This is a genomic window from Nocardiopsis tropica (genome assembly GCF_042660575.1).
Classification (GTDB): Bacteria; Actinomycetota; Actinomycetes; order Streptosporangiales; family Streptosporangiaceae; genus Nocardiopsis; species Nocardiopsis tropica.
Window position 1 is genome coordinate 467453 of record NZ_JBHSUF010000002.1, and the last position, 14788, is coordinate 482240.

Annotated in this window: 17 protein-coding genes; 9 read left to right on the forward strand and 8 right to left on the reverse strand. The window is 73.8% G+C overall.

What is annotated here, in order from left to right; all coding sequences use genetic code 11:
* Positions 1 to 209 precede the first annotated feature (209 nt).
* Positions 210 to 1166 carry an ABC transporter substrate-binding protein gene (locus tag ACFQBR_RS05015; protein WP_344175762.1) on the forward strand — a complete coding sequence of 319 codons (957 nt, stop codon included), beginning with the start codon at positions 210 to 212 and terminating at the stop codon, positions 1164 to 1166.
* 59 nt (positions 1167 to 1225) lie between these two features.
* A complete protein-coding gene (locus ACFQBR_RS05020; protein WP_344175764.1) occupies positions 1226 to 2854 on the forward strand; it encodes a thiamine pyrophosphate-dependent enzyme in 1629 nt (542 codons plus the stop codon).
* A gap of 50 nt (positions 2855 to 2904) precedes the next feature.
* Here ACFQBR_RS05020 and ACFQBR_RS05025 read toward each other — a convergent pair whose 3' ends face one another.
* From ACFQBR_RS05025 to ACFQBR_RS05045, 5 genes are all read right to left on the reverse strand, one after another.
* Positions 2905 to 3408 carry a GNAT family N-acetyltransferase gene (locus ACFQBR_RS05025; RefSeq protein ID WP_344175766.1) on the reverse strand — a complete coding sequence of 168 codons (504 nt, stop codon included), beginning with the start codon at positions 3406 to 3408 and terminating at the stop codon, positions 2905 to 2907.
* Positions 3409 to 3529: 121 nt separating this feature from the next.
* Positions 3530 to 4174 carry a response regulator transcription factor gene (locus ACFQBR_RS05030; RefSeq protein ID WP_344175768.1) on the reverse strand — a complete coding sequence of 215 codons (645 nt, stop codon included), beginning with the start codon at positions 4172 to 4174 and terminating at the stop codon, positions 3530 to 3532.
* A complete protein-coding gene (locus tag ACFQBR_RS05035) occupies positions 4171 to 5208 on the reverse strand; it encodes a sensor histidine kinase (RefSeq protein WP_378552192.1) in 1038 nt (345 codons plus the stop codon). Before ACFQBR_RS05035 ends, ACFQBR_RS05030 begins: the two co-directional genes overlap by 4 nt.
* A 181-nt stretch (positions 5209 to 5389) precedes the next feature.
* Positions 5390 to 6175, reverse strand: coding sequence for a hypothetical protein (locus ACFQBR_RS05040; RefSeq protein ID WP_344175772.1), 786 nt, complete (start codon positions 6173 to 6175; stop codon positions 5390 to 5392).
* 356 nt (positions 6176 to 6531) lie between these two features.
* Positions 6532 to 6975 carry a winged helix-turn-helix transcriptional regulator gene (locus ACFQBR_RS05045; protein WP_267950056.1) on the reverse strand — a complete coding sequence of 148 codons (444 nt, stop codon included), beginning with the start codon at positions 6973 to 6975 and terminating at the stop codon, positions 6532 to 6534.
* A gap of 130 nt (positions 6976 to 7105) precedes the next feature.
* On the opposite strand from ACFQBR_RS05045, the gene ACFQBR_RS05050 reads away from it, so the two are divergent.
* Positions 7106 to 7978: an oxidoreductase gene (locus ACFQBR_RS05050; protein ID WP_344175775.1), complete on the forward strand. Its 873-nt coding sequence runs from the start codon at positions 7106 to 7108 to the stop codon at positions 7976 to 7978.
* 13 nt (positions 7979 to 7991) lie between these two features.
* Here ACFQBR_RS05050 and ACFQBR_RS05055 read toward each other — a convergent pair whose 3' ends face one another.
* Both ACFQBR_RS05055 and ACFQBR_RS05060 read right to left on the reverse strand, forming a co-directional pair.
* The gene (locus ACFQBR_RS05055) at positions 7992 to 8549 is read right to left on the reverse strand and encodes a putative immunity protein (RefSeq protein WP_344175777.1); all 558 of its coding nucleotides are present in this window, start codon (positions 8547 to 8549) and stop codon (positions 7992 to 7994) included.
* 156 nt (positions 8550 to 8705) lie between these two features.
* A complete protein-coding gene (locus ACFQBR_RS05060; RefSeq protein WP_344175779.1) occupies positions 8706 to 9635 on the reverse strand; it encodes a LysR family transcriptional regulator in 930 nt (309 codons plus the stop codon).
* Between the two features lie 97 nt (positions 9636 to 9732).
* Here ACFQBR_RS05060 and ACFQBR_RS05065 point away from each other — a divergent pair, with 97 nt between their 5' ends.
* The 5 genes from ACFQBR_RS05065 to ACFQBR_RS05085 all read left to right on the forward strand — a co-directional run bounded on the left by ACFQBR_RS05065 (position 9733) and on the right by ACFQBR_RS05085 (position 13931).
* Positions 9733 to 9942, forward strand: a complete 210-nt coding sequence (locus ACFQBR_RS05065) for a hypothetical protein (RefSeq protein WP_267950052.1) — start codon at positions 9733 to 9735, stop codon at positions 9940 to 9942.
* A 92-nt stretch (positions 9943 to 10034) separates the two neighbouring features.
* A complete protein-coding gene (locus tag ACFQBR_RS05070; protein WP_267950051.1) occupies positions 10035 to 10733 on the forward strand; it encodes a metal-dependent transcriptional regulator in 699 nt (232 codons plus the stop codon).
* Between the two features lie 124 nt (positions 10734 to 10857).
* Positions 10858 to 11682: a class I SAM-dependent methyltransferase gene (locus tag ACFQBR_RS05075; RefSeq protein ID WP_344175782.1), complete on the forward strand. Its 825-nt coding sequence runs from the start codon at positions 10858 to 10860 to the stop codon at positions 11680 to 11682.
* Between the two features lie 173 nt (positions 11683 to 11855).
* Positions 11856 to 12878 carry a DUF6924 domain-containing protein gene (locus ACFQBR_RS05080; protein WP_344175784.1) on the forward strand — a complete coding sequence of 341 codons (1023 nt, stop codon included), beginning with the start codon at positions 11856 to 11858 and terminating at the stop codon, positions 12876 to 12878.
* Positions 12879 to 13031: 153 nt separating this feature from the next.
* Positions 13032 to 13931 (forward strand): aminoglycoside phosphotransferase family protein, encoded by a 900-nt coding sequence (locus ACFQBR_RS05085; RefSeq protein ID WP_344175786.1) that lies wholly within the window; start codon positions 13032 to 13034, stop codon positions 13929 to 13931.
* A 47-nt stretch (positions 13932 to 13978) separates the two neighbouring features.
* Here the strand turns inward: ACFQBR_RS05085 and ACFQBR_RS05090 are convergent, their stop codons facing one another.
* Positions 13979 to 14227 (reverse strand): hypothetical protein, encoded by a 249-nt coding sequence (locus tag ACFQBR_RS05090; RefSeq protein WP_344175788.1) that lies wholly within the window; start codon positions 14225 to 14227, stop codon positions 13979 to 13981.
* Between the two features lie 197 nt (positions 14228 to 14424).
* On the opposite strand from ACFQBR_RS05090, the gene ACFQBR_RS05095 reads away from it, so the two are divergent.
* Positions 14425 to 14763, forward strand: a complete 339-nt coding sequence (locus ACFQBR_RS05095) for a hypothetical protein (RefSeq protein ID WP_267950046.1) — start codon at positions 14425 to 14427, stop codon at positions 14761 to 14763.
* The last annotated feature ends 25 nt before the right edge of the window (positions 14764 to 14788 follow it).

A 14788-nucleotide genomic window follows, 5' to 3' on the forward strand; every position in this document is an offset into this window, starting at 1 on the left:
ATCGAAAAGCGCAGAACTGCCAAGCCGCCACCCGCGCCGGAAACCCGGGCCACACCCTTGACCCGGTGACCTGGATCACTTAAGTTCGCGTTCAGCACAGCTGTTCGCAAAACGTACATCCGTGGCCTGTCGTGAGTTCGGGCCCCGCCCCCACCGGCCCCCCGGCGCGGCGACCCCTCCCCGACCGCCGACCGACTCAGGAGACACAGATGCGCCGACAGTCGACCGCCCTCAGCTGTATCGCCGTACTCGTCCTCGCCACGGCCTGCTCCGGCGGCGGTGGCGAGGAGGACGGGGAGGGCGGCCTGCGCCGGATCACCGCGGGCGCCATCCCCATCGTGGACGTGGCGCCCCTCCACCTCGGCGTCGACCAGGGCTTCTTCGCCGACCGCGGCATCGACCTGGAGATCCAGCCGGGCTCGGGCGGGGCCGCCGCCATCCCCGGCGTGGTCAGCGGGAACTTCGAGTTCGCCTTCGGCAACACCGTCTCCCTCCTCGTCGCCCGGGACCAGGGGCTGCCCCTCAAGGTGTTCGCCAACGGCGTCTCCAGCAACGGGGAGCAGGGCGCGGACTTCAGCGCCGTGTTCGTCCGCGACGACAGCCCCGTGGAGACCGCCGCCGACCTGGAGGGCATGACGGTCGCCGCCAACAACCTCCTCAACATCGGCGACACCACCGTCCGGGAGTCCGTCCGCGAGGCGGGCGGCGACCCCTCCGACATCGAGTTCGTCGAGATGGCGTTCCCCGACATGGTCCCCGCCCTGGAGAACGGCCGGATCGACGCCGCCTGGCTCGTCGAGCCCTTCACCACCGCCGCCCTCGACGCGGGCAACCGGGAGATCGCCTCCAACTTCGTGGACACCCACCCCGAGCTGTCCGTGGCCGCCTACTTCACCTCCGAGGAGATGCTGGCCCGGGAACCCGAACTCGTCGACGAGATCGAGGCCGCCCTCCAGGAGTCCTTCGCCTACGCCGAGGCCAACCCCGACGAGGTGCGCCGCATCCTCGGCGAGTACACCGAGATCGACGGGGCCGCCCTGACCGACATCCGCCTGCCCCGCTGGCCCGAGGCCGTCAACGAGGAGTCCGTGGGCGTCCTCGCCGACCTGATGCTGGAGGACGGCCTCATCGGGACCGAGGCCGACCTGGCCGCCCTGTACCGCTGACCGGGACGCCCACCGCCGAGCCGGGCCGTCCCGTCCGCACCGACCGAGAGAGGGGCGCCGTGCCCGAGCAGACGAGGCCGACCGTGCGCGAGCAGACCCTGGGGGCCATGCGCGAGCTGGGGATGACCACGGTCTTCGCCAACCCCGGCTCCACCGAGGTCCCGTTCCTGGTGGACCTGCCCGACGACATCGACTTCGTCCTGGGACTGCACGAGGGTTCCGTGGTCGGCATGGCCACGGGCTGGGCCCTCGCCCGCGACCGGCCCGCGATGGTGCTGCTGCACACCACCGCCGGCCTGGGCAACGCGGTCGGCGCCCTGGCCACGGCGCGCGTCAACCGCGCGCCGCTCGTGGTCCTGGTCGGCCAGCAGGACCGCCGCCACCTGGAACACGAGCCCTTCCTGGCCGGACGGCTCGAAGGCCTCGCCGGGGACTACCCGGTCGCGGTCCACCGGCCCCCGCGCGCCCAGGACGTGCCCGCAGCCGTCGTGCGCGCCCACCACGAGGCCTCGCACGGACGCGGCCCCGCCCTGGTCGTCGTGTGCATGGACGACTGGTCGCATCCGGTGGACCCCGGACAGCCCCGGGCCGCGGCGGTGCGGGTGGCCCGCCCCGCGCACGTGGCCCCCGACGACGGTGCGGCGGCCGAGGTCGCCGCGCTCCTGGACGGCGCCGCACACCCCGCCCTGGTGGTGGGGGCCGGCGCCGACAGCGCGCCCGCGTGGGCCGCCCTGACGGCACTCGCCGAACGGTTGGGCGCCCCCGTCTACCAGGAGAGCTTCGGCGCACGCGCCGGGTTCCCCCAGGACCACCCGCTGTTCGCCGGACACCTGCCCGCCGAGCGCTCACGGCTGCGGGAGGCGCTGCGCGGCCACGACGCGGTGTTCACGGCGGGCGCCCCGGTCTTCCGCCAGTACATCTACGCGGACGGCCCCCTCGTGGTCCCCGGCACCCGCCTGGCGATGGTCTCCGAGGACCCTGCGGAGGCCCACCGCGGGCCCGCGGGGATCGCCGTCATCGCCCCGGTCGCGCCCTTCACGGCGGTGGTCGCGGACCTGGTGCGCGAACGCCCCGTGTCACCGGCGCCCCGACCTGCGGCGGCCCCTGAGGAGACGGCGCCGCCGGCGGAGGGCGAGCCGCTGCGCGCGGCCCACGTCCTGCGGGCGCTGGCCGAACGGATCGCACCGGACACGGTCGTGGTCGAGGAGACCCCCTCCAGCCGGCCTCAGCTGCACCGGTTGCTGCCCGCCCGCGCCCCGCTGGGCTTCCTGTCGGCCGCCATGGGCGGGCTCGGCTTCGCGCTCCCCGCCGCCACCGGGGTCCGCATGGCCGCCCCCGGGCGCCCCGTGGTCGCGGTCGTCGGCGACGGGTCCGCGCTGTACCAGGTGCAGGCGCTGTGGAGCGCCCACCGCTACCGGGCCGGGGTCCTCTTCGTCGTCCTGGCCAACGGCCGCTACGCGATCATGGACCGCCTCGCCGAGCACAGGGGAGGCAAGCCGCCCTGGCCCGCGTTCGGCGAGGTCTCCCTGGCGGCCCTCGCCCGGGGGCTGGGCTGCCCGGCGGCGGAGGTCCGCGCCCACGGCGACCTGGTGCGGGTCCTGGACGAGGTCGTCCCCGGGCTCGCCGACCGCGACGAGCCGCTGGTCCTGGACGTGGCCGTGGTCCCGGACCCCACCTTCGCGCCCTGAGGGCGCCCGCCGGAGGAGGCACCGCGCGCACGCGTGGAGGCCCGGGGCGGTCAACCCCGGCCGAGGTCGAGGCGGTAGACGACGCTGGACCGGCCGGAGCCCTCGAACCGGCCCTCGCCGACCACCCGCCATCCCGTGGACCCGTAGAGGGCGCGGGCGGCCGCGTTGTCGGGGAGGACCTCCAGGGTGACCGCGTCGGACGTCCCCGACAGGCGGTCCAGGGTGGCGGCCAGGAGGCGGCGTCCCCATCCGCGCCCCCGACGGCCGGGGTCCAGCGCGAGGAAGGCCAGGTGCGCGGTGCGCGACGGGTCCCCGGCGGCGGGCGGGAAGCTCAGCGAGAACCCGGCCGGGCCGCCGCCCTCCACGGGGCGCACTACGAGGAGCAGGTGGGGCGGCGTGCCGAGCTTGCGCAGCACCCGGTCCCTGTCGGCGGGGTCGGGTGCCGTTCCGTCGCGGTGGGCGAGGGCGCGCGTCCACAGGTCGGCGCAGGCGGCGTGCTCGTTCTCGGTTCCCGGGACGACGCCGGGCCAGGGATCGCGGTGGGGAGCGCTCATCCGCGTGATGCTAGCGGAGCCGTGCCGTGCCCGACCCGGGACCGGACGGACTCCGGGGCCCGGCAGGTACCCGAAGATCCCCGCCGTACCACGAACCCCGGGGCTCCGGACGGGTGCGCTCTCACCGCTCGGCATCGCGCACGAGCAGGGCGATCTGGACCCGGTTGGCCAGACCCAGTTTGGCCAGGGACCGGCTGACGTGGGCCTTGACCGTGGTCTCGGTCATCACCAGCTCCCGGGCGATCTCCGCGTTGGCCAGCCCCCGGGCCACACCGTCGACGACGTCACGCTCCCGTGCGGTGAGCCTCGCCAAACGGTCGTGGGCGTCGCGCACTCCGGCGGGGCGGCGTTCGGCGAAGGCGTCGGCCAATCGACGGGTGAGGGCCGGGGCGAGGATCGCGGTGCCGTCGACCACAGCGCGGACGGCCGTTATCAGTTCACGGGGACCGCTGCCCTTGAGCAGGAACCCCGCAGCCCGCGCGCGCAGGGCGCCGTACACGTATTCGTCCAGGTCGAACGTGGTCAGCATGACGACCTTGGGCGGAGCGGGCTCGCGGTTGATCGCCTTGAGCGCCGCCACCCCGTTCATCCGGGGCATGCGGACGTCCATCAGGACCACGTCCGGCTGGAGGCTTCGGACGGCGGCGAGTGCCTCGGCGCCGTCCGCGACCTCGCCAACGACCTCCAGGTCGTCGGCCGTCTCCAGGATCATCCGCAGTCCGGTGCGGACCAGCGTCTCGTCGTCGGCGAGGAGGACCCGGATCATGTCGGCAGCCTCGCCCACACCCGGAACCCGCCCTCAGGGGTCGGCGCCGCCCGGAAGTCGCCGCCGAGTGCCTCGACGCGTTCGCGCAACCCGATGAGGCCTGACCCGGCCCCGGGCAGGGCCAGGGGAGCCCGCTCGGGCGGTGTGTTCTCGACTTCGACCTCGATGGCTTCGGGCTCCCGGCGCACCGCTACGCGGGCCGCGGCACCCCCCGCGTGCTTGTGCACGTTGGTCAGCGCCTCCTGCACGACCCGGTACACGGCGTGCTCCTCGACGAGGTCGCCCGTGTCTGCTCCGCTCCCGTCCGGAACTTCCAGCTCGACCGGGACGCCCGCCGACCGTGACCGGTCGACCAGCTCCGCCAGGTCCGCGAGTGCGGGCGGGGGGCGCAGAAGGTCCGGGGCGCCGGAAGCGGCCTCCCCCGACCGACCGAGCACCCCGAGCACCTGGCGCAGTTGGAGGAGGGCGTCCTGGCCGGTCCGGCGGATCAGCTCCGCCTCTGCCGCGGTGGCCCCGTCAGACGCGCCGACCTCCAGAGCCCCGGCCCGCAACACGATGAGCGACACCCGGTGCGCGACGACGTCGTGCATGTCGCGGGCGATCCGGGTCCGTTCCTCGGCACGGGCCTGCGCGGCCAAGGCGGACCGCTCACGTTCGAGCCGGTCGGCCCTCTCCACCAGCCCGGCCAGCACCTGGGCGCGAACGGCGGTCCACGCCCCCAGGGCCAGTGGCAGCCACACGAACAGGGGTGCGTTGCCGAGAGCCGAGTCCCAGTCCACACCGGGCCGCGGGACCACGGACAGGAAGGTCGTCCCCGTAGCGACCGCGGCAACGACCGGAGACCGGCCGTGGACCGCCACGAGGTAGAGGGCGATGGCGGTCACCGGACCGGGGGCTCGGAGCACGGCGTCCACTGCTGCCAGCGCCACCAGCGGCCAGACCGGGTGCGGTGCCGTCCGGACAGCGGCTGCGGCCGCCACCCCGACCACCAGGGCCGCGGCGACGCCGGGCACCGCGGTGAACCCGGTCACCATTGCGGCGTGGGACGGCGGTTGAAGCAGGGGGTAGAAGGCACCGCAGAACGCCCCCAGGGGGAGGACGACGGATACCGCCCTGCCGAGCAACCGGTCGACGCGGCCGAACCGAGGGCGGGTACGGCACTCGACACTCACCCGCCACACCCTAGCCGCAGCGCCGCCGCCCACCACCGCCCGGTCACCAGCTGAGAAGGCGCGACCACGTGTTCGCGGGCGCTCCGCTTCGCTCCGCCGCGCGGTCGGGCGCCGCCCTCCTCAGAACACGGACCCCGAGCGGTGCGAACACCAGCCCTGCCGCTGCCGCCGCGACAGCGCAGTCGAACAGTGTCGCCTCCTTCAGCACCCCGGTCCAGAGCACTCCCCACAGCAGCAGCAGGACGGTGCGGCCCGTGCCGAGCACCTCCGAGCGGTGGGCCCCGACCGCCAGCAGCAGCACGCCGGCGTACTGGCCGAAGTACGCGGTCACCGGCACACGCCACGGACCGTAGGCGAGATCGGCGTAGGCGGCGCTCACGGTCGCCGTCGCCGGACCGAGGCCGAGGTCGTCCACCAGGGCGAAGGCGGTCGCGTCGACGCCCACCGAGTACATGCGGCCGAGCAGCCCGAGCGCGATCAGCGCGGCGCCCGTCGTCGCGAGGCGCGGAGATCTCGGAGCGACCAGGCGTGCGAGGGCGGCGAACGCGAGGACCAGCAGCATGGCCCCCGAGGCGAACAGGGCCTGTGCGGCCGTGGCCAGTAGGGGCGACTCCGCGTAGGCGGCGAGCTGGGAGGGCGCCATGAAGGGTTGAGCCTCGAACGCGCGCAGCTCCGCCTCGGTGAAGGCGCCTCCGCGCAGGGCGAGGTAGCGCAGGAACAGGCCGGCGCACCACAGGAGCGGAGCGGCGATGAGCGCCGCGCCGCCGATGCGGCGGCCGGGGAATCCGGAGAGGTCCGGCGCCCGATCGGTCTTGTGGAAAGTGGTCATGCGCCCAGCCTGGGTCGCGCGGCGCGCGGGCGCATTCTCCTTTCGTGACCGGAGCCGTCTCTTTGGTCGGGGGTCGGGCCGGCCGTCCCGGTCGGGAAGCCTGGCCCCGGGGAGGGGCCGGGCCTGCTCGCCGCGGTCGGCGCGCCCATCCGTCGGCGCGCCCATCCGTCGGCGCGCCGGAGGGGCGCGTCCGGATCCGCCCCGGCACGGGAGGCGCGCCGGGGCCGGGAGGGCCCTCGGGAGGAGCGGTCCGGCTGCCGGCGGCGGCACTCCGCGTGACGCGGGCGGCTCGGGCCGAGCGGGCAGAAGCGGCAGGCGGGCCGGTGCGCTACCTCCGCTTCGCGGGACGGGGTGGTTCAGGCGTCGCGGGCGTCGTGCGCCTCGCGGTTGGCGAGCACGTCGTCCATGTGCGCCTCGGCCCAGGCCTTGATGGTGCGCACCGCCCCGTGCAGTGAGAGACCGAGGTCGGTCAGCTCGTAGGTGACCGTGACGGGCACGGTCGGCACGGCGGTGCGGATGAGGAGCCCGTCGCGCTCCAGCGAGCGCAGCGTCTGGGTGAGCATCTTCTGGCTGACGCCCGCCAGCCGGCGCGACAGCTCCGAGTAGCGCATCGGCCGGGGCTCGCCGGAGCCGTCGGGACCCGGCCGGGGCGAACCGCCCCCGCCCAGGGCGCACAGGATCAGCGTGACCCATTTGTCGGAGATGCGGTCGAGCAGTTGACGACTGGGACACACCGCCAGGAAGGCGTCGTACTCGGCCTTGGCCTGTGCCCTCTTCTGGGCCGCCGTCCTCGTCGCCATCGCCTGCTCCCCTCACCCGTGGGTGACTTACGCACCCTGAAGTGCCTACTTCCCAGAGGGAAGTTGCCTTCCCATACTGATGCAAGGAGCCCTCGGGAACCACCCCCTGACCGCGACGAAAGGCAAGAACATGAACACGCCCTCCACCCCCCTCCCCGGCGGCACCTGGGACCTGGGAGAGCTGTCCGTCTCCCGGTTCGGCTACGGAGCCATGCAGCTCGCCGGCCCCGGGGTCATGGGCCCGCCGACCGACCGCGACGCCGCACTCGCCGTCCTGCGCGAGGCCGTCGACCTCGGCATCACGCACATCGACACCGCCGGCGCCTACGGGCCGCGCTTCACCAACCAGCTCATCCGGGAAGCGCTGCACCCCTACCCCCCGGAGCTGCACCTGGTGACCAAGGTCGGCGCCGACCGCGACCGGAACGGCGGCTGGCCCCCGGCCCGCGAGCCCGAGGACCTGCGCCGCGCCGTCCACGAGAACCTCGACGACCTCGGCCTCGACGTGCTCGACCTGGTCAACCTCCGACTCGGTGACGCCCAGGGGCCCCGCCCCGGCTCGCTCGCCGCGCCCCTCGCGGCCCTCGTCGAACTCCAGCAGCAGGGCCTGATCCGGCACCTGGGGGTGAGCAACGCGACGGCGGAGCAGGTCGCCGAGGCGCGCGCCATGGCGCCGATCGTGTGCGTGCAGAACATGTACAACCTCGCCCACCGCCAGGACGACGAGCTGATCGACGAGCTCGCCGGACAGGGCGTCGCCTACGTGCCCTTCTTCCCGCTCGGCGGCTTCAGCCCCCTCCAGTCCTCGTCGCTCTCCGCCGTGGCCGACCGCCTGGACGCGACGCCGATGTCGGTGGCCCTGGCCTGGCTGCTCCGGCGGTCGCCGAACATCCTGCTCATCCCCGGGACCTCGTCGAGGGCGCACCTGCGCGAGAACGCCGCCGGCGCGGGGCTCCGGCTCTCCACCGAGGACCTCGCCGAGCTGGACGGGATCGGCCGCTGACAGGGTCCCTGCGTCAGCGCGCCGGCGGGGACCGCCGGAGGGACGCGTCCAACCGGCGGACGAGTTCCCCGATGCGCCCGCCGCCGGGCGGGGCGTCGGGGTAGCGTCCCAGGACGTCCACGACGACGGGGGTGGCGAGGAGCCTCAGCCGCGCGAGGTGGTCGTCGGCGGCGTCGGGACCGTCCCCGGAGGAGAGTTCGAGTGCGTGCGCGGTGTAGGCGGCCGACGCGAGGATGTGCTTGACCTGGGTCGCCTTGGCCAGGGGGTGGAGGAACGCCGCACCGCACGTGTTGGCGGCGGCGCGCGCGGCGGCGCTCGCCGCTCCCCGGCCCGCGTCGCGGGTCTCCTGGGCCGCGCGGTGCGCCGCCCACGCGTTGTCGCGGATCGCCTTGGTCCGCTCGGCCCCGTCCGCGAACGCCAGCGCCGCCTCGATCGCGGCCCGGGGGCGCCGGTCGCCGGGCCGCTCGCGCTCGAAGAGCGCCAGTGAGGGGCGCGCGCACGCCACCGTGAAACCGGTGACCTCGCGGAGTTCGGCCCGGTCGAGTTCGATGGCCGTGGAGGCGTCCGCCATGGTGCCGCCCTTCTGCGGAGGGGAGGAGACACCTTGATTTTATCTGTGAAACACCGGTGTAAGCTTTGCCGCCTTTCACGCCTGTCGGAAAGGTACAACCCTCAAAACGTGGTGAGGAACGGACATCTGCCCGACGTCGGCGTCGGGCGCAGGCGGTCAGGCGGGGACGGCGGTGGAGACGGCGGCGGTGGCGGCGAGCCTCTGGAGCTCCTCCTGGGCGGCGGCCACCGCGGGGTTGCGGCGCGATCCCTCCCGGACGCACGTGAGCATCTTGCGCGCCGGGACGTAGGGGCCCTCCAGGAGCACCCGTGCGATGGGCAGGCCGGGGGAGAGGTCGTTCATGCGTGGAATGAGGGCCACCCCCAGATCGTGCGCGACCAGGCTGGCGACGGCTCCCCAGTTCAGGGCCTGGTGGGAGCCGTCGGGGGTGAAACCGACCGCGGCGCAGGCGGTCATGGTGTGCGCGTGGCAGGTCGTGCCGGGGGTCGGCAGGATCCACGACTCGGCGGCGGTCTCGGCCAGCGCCACGCTCTCCCTCCCCGCGAGGCGGTGGCGGTCGGACACCACGAGGTCGAACACGTCGTCCAGGAGCGGGGTCTGGTCGAAACGGGCGTCGGTGCGGGGCGGCGCGCCCGGCGCGGCCTCGATGACCGTCAGCTCGATCTCCCCCTGGAAGAGCAGGTCCAGGCACTCCCCGGGCTCGGCCTCCAGGACGCGCACGTCGAGCTGGGGGTGGCGGGCTGTCAGGGCCGCGGCCATGGGGGCGAGAAGCCGGGACAGCGCCATGGGGAAGGCGGCCACCCGCAGGATTCCGGAGGGCTCGGTGCCCAGCCCGCGCATCTCGATCTCGGCCTGCTCCCACCGCGTGTAGATGGCGTCGGCGTGGTCGAGCAGGGTGCGGGCGGCGGGTGTGAGCCGCACGCCCCGTCCGTTGGGCTCCAGGAGCGTGACGCCGAGTTCCCTGCCCAGCTGGCGGATCTGCTGGGAGGCGGCGGAGGGGGTGAAGTGCAGGGCTCCGGCGGCGGCGGTCACCGTCCCGTAGTGGGCGACGGCCCGCAGGATACGGAGGCGCCTGAGATCGATCATGTACCTGATTCTTCACATAACCATGCGGAAATTCAACCTGGACATTAACGGTTTCGGCCGTGAGGCTGGTGTGAGACCCCGATGGAGAAGGTGTGCGATGACGACTCTCTGCCCTCACTGCGGATGGCCCGACGACCAGCCGTTCCTGGTGGTGTCCCGGCATGCCACGGGCCTCGGCCTGACCGTGTGGGTGCGTTGCGCCTGCGGTTCCGTGCAGGTTCGCGAGGTCGGCCCGGCCGGGGCGCGGATCGTCTCGCGGGGGCGTCCGGCACTGGGGCCGCCGTCCGGTCAGAACTGCCCGGGGTGAGGCCCTTCGCGGCTGTTCGAGGAGGTTCGGGCCCGTCCACAGGGCGGTACGGAAATCGTTTCCGGCGGGCGGTCCGCGATACGGTTATGGCCATGGGGAACACACCGGCACGGCCGTCCACGTCGGCCGAGGACTACGTGAAGGTCGTCTACGACCTACAGGAGCGCGGCACCGGCCCGGTGACGATCTCCGGGATGGCCGAACGCCTGTCGGTGTCCAACTCCTCGGTCTCGGGCATGCTCCGCAAGCTCACCGAGCTCGGCCTGGTCGAGCACCAGCGCTACGGCGCGGTCAACCTCACCGAGGCCGGGACCAGGGCCGCGCTGTCGGTGCTGCGCCGGCACCGCCTCCTGGAGACCTACCTGGTCGCCGAGCTGGGCTACTCGTGGGACGAGGTCCACGACGAGGCCGAGATCCTCGAACACGTCGTGTCGGACAAGTTCGTCGACCGTATCGCCGCCCACCTGGGCAACCCCGTGGTGGATCCCCACGGCGACCCCATCCCGACCCGCGACGGGCACATCGTCGAGCGCGAGTCCGTGCTGCTGTCCAACGCCGACGAGGGCGTCAGCGGCGTCATCGTGCGGGTCAACGACACCGACCCCGAACTGCTCCGCTACCTCGCCGACATCGAGATCGGCATCGGGATGAACGTGGAGGTGGTCGAGCGCCAGCCCTTCGCGGGGTCCCTCCAGATCGCGGTGCGCCCCGACGAGGGCGCCCCCGAGCGCTCCCAGGCCCTCGGCCTCGTGGCCGCCGAGGCCCTGTGGATCAGCCCCGAGACCAAGTAGCGCCCGGTACCGCGGGCGCCCCGCCCGGGCCCGACGCCGGGACACGGTCGCCGGTTCCGCGCGTCCGGCGGACGGTAACGGGTAGGGAACCGGTCACCGATCGCCGGACGAGAGGACACCGGGCATGGGCGAGGGCGGATCCGGAAACCGCGCGACGGACAAGGTCGACGTCCGCCTGGGCAAGGTCGAGAGCACCCTGCTGTGGACCGTCCACCACAAGGTCCTCGACTTCCGCAACACCGAACCGGTCCTCGGCGACGTGTGGGCCGTGGACGTGATGGACCGCCTGGAGTTCGACCGGCGCCACCTCCGGGGCACCTCGGGGGACCGCTACATGGTCCTGCTGCGCGCCCGCCGCATCGACGCGTGGGCGCGCGAGTGGATCGCGGCGAACCCCGGGGGGACCGTCCTCCAGCTGGCCTGCGGGCTTGACGCCCGCGCCCTGCGCATCGGCGCCCCCGAGCGGGGCCGCTGGATCGACACGGACCTTCCCGATGTCGTCGCCCTGCGCCGCAGGGTCCTGCCCGAGCCCCCGCGCTACCGGCTTCTCGCCGGATCGGCGACCGAGTCCGACTGGCTGGAGGAGGTCCCGACCGACGCGCCCGTCCTGGTGGTCGCCGAGGGCCTGGTGGAGTACCTGCGGCCGGAGGAGACCCATGCCCTGCTCGGCCGCCTCCTGGCGTGCTTCCCCGGCGGGGGCGAGATGGTGTTCGACGTCGTGTCCCCCCACGTGGGCCGCCTGGCCGGGGTGTTCGGCTGGCAGATGTACGGCCTGGAGGACCCCCGCCTGCCGGAGCGCTGGTATCCGGGGCTGTCGCTGACCGGCGACTACGAGGTGGTCGGGGACCACGCCTCCGTGCCCGAACAGCCCTTCCGCTCCCTGTACCGGGTGCTGTCCCGGTGGCCGTGGACCCGGGGGTTGATGCGGGTGCTGCGCTTCCGCTTCTGAGCCGGCGGCGCGCCCCGCGCCCGCCGCGGCGGGTTCCGGTCGGAGGGACCGGACGCGGGGGACCGCCGCCCGTGCCTTCGCGGGCGGGACGCCCGGTGCGGGAGGTCGGGCGGATCGTCGGTCCGCCCTGCTAGAACCGAGGGGACCCATCCCCTCCTGCGAAGCGGCCCCCGATGCACCCCACCCTGAACCTCCCCCCGGCCTCCGACGGCCCCCCGGTGCCCGGACTCCTGATCGTGCGCACCCACTACGCCGACGACGACGCCTGGAGGGACGTGCGCTCCCGCCTGGGCGACCTGCCCGGCGCGTACCCGCCCGGACCGGGCCCGGTGAGCGCGCAGGAAGCAGCGATCCTGGAGAAGAACCCCAAACACCTGGTCGTGGTGGACGACCCCGCCTGGAGCGGCGCCGGTCCCGACGAGGTCCGCGACGCCCTGCACCGCGCCGGGACGTGGACCCCCAGCCTGGTCCTGATCGCCGACGAGACGACCATGGCCGACACGCTCCTGCATCCCCTGCTGGCCATCCGGGACGGGGAGGACTCCTACCGGATCGGCCCGCACGCCGCAGCCGTGTTCCACCTGCTGGTCCAAGCGCTCGACGAGTATTTCGCGATCGGTTTCGCGGAGGACGAGGACTCCTCCCCGGGGCCCGACGACGTCTTCGGGGCCCGGCTGGAGATCTCGGCCCGCACGGCCCCGTACCGGACGCCGGACACGCGCATGGAACTGCTGCCCCACACCGAGGACCCGCTGATCATCCGCACCGACCACACCGACGACGCGGTCTGGGAGGCCGTGGTCGCGGAGGTCCGCGCTCCTGTGCCGGACGGCATCTTCCGGCAGGAGGGGGAGGAGGAAAAGTTCTACCACGCCTACGTGGACGTCCTCGACGACCCCCGGTACGCGGGCGCCACCACGGAGCAGATCCTCTCCCTTGTCCCGCGGGACTACGAGCACACCTTCCTGATCATCGCCGACAGGACGACCATGGGCGACCCCAGGCACCCGCTCCTGCTCGTGGACCTGTACGAGGAACCCGGCCTGTCCTTCCGCGCGACCCCCGTGGCGGTCCAGACGGTCCAGAACAACCTGTCCATCGCCAACATGGACTTCTCCGACTACTACATCGACGAGGGACACATCCAGTACCGGGACGCCAGGGAGACGCTCACCGACGAGCAGATCAGGTTGTGACACGGGGGCGCGGGGCGGAGGGGACGACGGTGCCCCACGCCGTCCCCTCCGCCCCGTCCCACGCGGTGAAAACCGGTGGACAGGCGGGCGCGCGGGACGCTGTGATGGCCCCGGCGCCCGCCGGACGCAGCGGGCCGACGGCTGGAGCTGCCCTTGGCGACCGACACGCCCCCGGACCCCCGACCCTTCATCGACACCGCGCTCGTCAGGCGCCTGGTCGACACCCAGTTCCCGCAGTGGTCCGGGCTGCCGCTCAGGCCGTTCGGCCCGGCCGGCTCGGACCACGTCATCCACCGCCTGGGCGGCGGGCTCTCGGTCCGGCTGCCACGCCACGCCGGTGCCCGCGGCCAGGCCCGCAAGGAGTTCGCGTGGCTGCCCCGGCTCGCCCCGCACCTGCCCCTGGCCGTGCCGACCCCCGTGGCGGTGGGCGAACCCGACCTCGGCTACCCGTGGCCGTGGGCGGTGTCGCGCTGGATGGACGGCGAGGTGGCGACCGTCGAGGCGCTGGGGGACTCCCGCGGCGCCGCTGTCGAACTGGCCGGGTTCCTGAGCGCCCTTCAGCGGTTCGCCCCCGAGGAGGCCCCGGCCGACGGCGCGGACACGGCGGCCGAGGACAGGTCGTTGGCCGCCCGGGACCGGCAGACGCGGACCGCCATCGCGGAGGTCGGCGGCGTGTTCGACGCCGCGGCGATGACCGGGCTGTGGGAGGCGGCGCTCGGCGCTCCCGGATGGGACCGGCCGCCCGTCTGGTTCCACGGCGACTTCCACACCGGAAACCTGCTGATGGACGACGGCAGCCTCAGCGCGGTCATCGACTTCGGCGAACTGGGGGTCGGGGACCCGGCGTGCGACCTGACCATCGCCTTCACCCTGATGTCGGCCGGGAGCCGGGCCGCCTTCCGCTCCGCGCTCGGTGTGGACGAGGCCACCTGGACCCGGGGGCGGGGCTGGGCGCTGGCCTCGGGGCTGAGCGCCTACACCGCCTACGCGGCACACGACGCGCGGGTCGCCGAGCAGACCACCCGCCAGATCGGCGAGGCCCTCGCCGGGTAGTGCGGCGGCCGTGGGGATCCACCGTCGCGGCCCGTGCGGAGCAGGGGTCACAGGGGCAGAGCGGCCAACAGCGCCGGTAACGCCGGCAGCGCCAGGAGGAGCATGAGGCATCCCCCGGCCGGCGGGGTGTTCCCCCGGGGCGCCTTCGCCTCCAGGTCGGCGATCATGTGCGCCTGGGCCGGGCATCCCGGGGTCACGACGTCCTCGGGGCTGAACACGCGGCAGGGCAGACCCGTCATGAACTCGCCGTCGTACTGCCGTCCGCACATGGAGCAGGTGGGGTCACTCGGCTTCATCGGCTCCGCCCTTCCCTCGACGGCCTGGTCCCGAGGTGCGACCACGCTACCCGCCCGCGGGCTCCGTGCAAGGGCGGCGACCACATCCGGTCAGGGGTCCGCGACGGCGTGCTGGGTTCTCCCACATCGGGGACGTGACGGCGGAACCGGGGGCCGGAGCGGATGTGACAGGAGAAGGGCCGCCCGGTACAACACTCGTGGACCATTCACGTTTTCCTCCACGAGGCGGGGGCGTCATCGTTTTCCACGGCAGGCGATTCGTCCACGGTTTCCTCTTCGGAGCGCTGGCGGGACTGGTCGTGCTGAATGCCGCCTTCGCCCTCACGTGGGCTTCGGTGCACATCGGCTACGGCGGGGTCTCCGACATGGGGGGCTTCCGCCTGTCGCACCATCCGAACCTCGGCCACCCCGTTCACCTGGACGTCAGGGAAGGACGTATCGGCGCCTTCCTCGCGCTGTGCGGGTTCACGGCCGCCGCGGCGAACCTCGTGCGGGGGAGGCGGGGCGAGGGCGCGGAACGGGTTCCGCGCCCCTGAGGAACGATGTGCGCCCCCGGCCGGG

Excerpts from the sequence above, each read along its gene's own strand:
- ACFQBR_RS05060 (WP_344175779.1), bottom strand. The coding sequence starts at position 9,635 with ATGATCGATCTCAGGCGCCTCCGTATCCTGCGGGCCGTCGCCCACTAC.
- ACFQBR_RS05025 (WP_344175766.1), bottom strand. The coding sequence starts at position 3,408 with ATGAGCGCTCCCCACCGCGATCCCTGGCCCGGCGTCGTCCCGGGAACC.
- ACFQBR_RS05065 (WP_267950052.1), top strand. The coding sequence starts at position 9,733 with ATGACGACTCTCTGCCCTCACTGCGGATGGCCCGACGACCAGCCGTTC.
- ACFQBR_RS05075 (WP_344175782.1), top strand. The coding sequence starts at position 10,858 with ATGGGCGAGGGCGGATCCGGAAACCGCGCGACGGACAAGGTCGACGTC.
- ACFQBR_RS05045 (WP_267950056.1), bottom strand. The coding sequence starts at position 6,975 with ATGGCGACGAGGACGGCGGCCCAGAAGAGGGCACAGGCCAAGGCCGAG.
- ACFQBR_RS05055 (WP_344175777.1), bottom strand. The coding sequence starts at position 8,549 with ATGGCGGACGCCTCCACGGCCATCGAACTCGACCGGGCCGAACTCCGC.
- ACFQBR_RS05040 (WP_344175772.1), bottom strand. The coding sequence starts at position 6,175 with ATGACCACTTTCCACAAGACCGATCGGGCGCCGGACCTCTCCGGATTC.
- ACFQBR_RS05030 (WP_344175768.1), bottom strand. The coding sequence starts at position 4,174 with ATGATCCGGGTCCTCCTCGCCGACGACGAGACGCTGGTCCGCACCGGA.
- ACFQBR_RS05090 (WP_344175788.1), bottom strand. The coding sequence starts at position 14,227 with ATGAAGCCGAGTGACCCCACCTGCTCCATGTGCGGACGGCAGTACGAC.
- ACFQBR_RS05070 (WP_267950051.1), top strand. The coding sequence starts at position 10,035 with ATGGGGAACACACCGGCACGGCCGTCCACGTCGGCCGAGGACTACGTG.
- ACFQBR_RS05015 (WP_344175762.1), top strand. The coding sequence starts at position 210 with ATGCGCCGACAGTCGACCGCCCTCAGCTGTATCGCCGTACTCGTCCTC.
- ACFQBR_RS05080 (WP_344175784.1), top strand. The coding sequence starts at position 11,856 with ATGCACCCCACCCTGAACCTCCCCCCGGCCTCCGACGGCCCCCCGGTG.
- ACFQBR_RS05050 (WP_344175775.1), top strand. The coding sequence starts at position 7,106 with ATGAACACGCCCTCCACCCCCCTCCCCGGCGGCACCTGGGACCTGGGA.
- ACFQBR_RS05035 (WP_378552192.1), bottom strand. The coding sequence starts at position 5,208 with ATGGTGACCGGGTTCACCGCGGTGCCCGGCGTCGCCGCGGCCCTGGTG.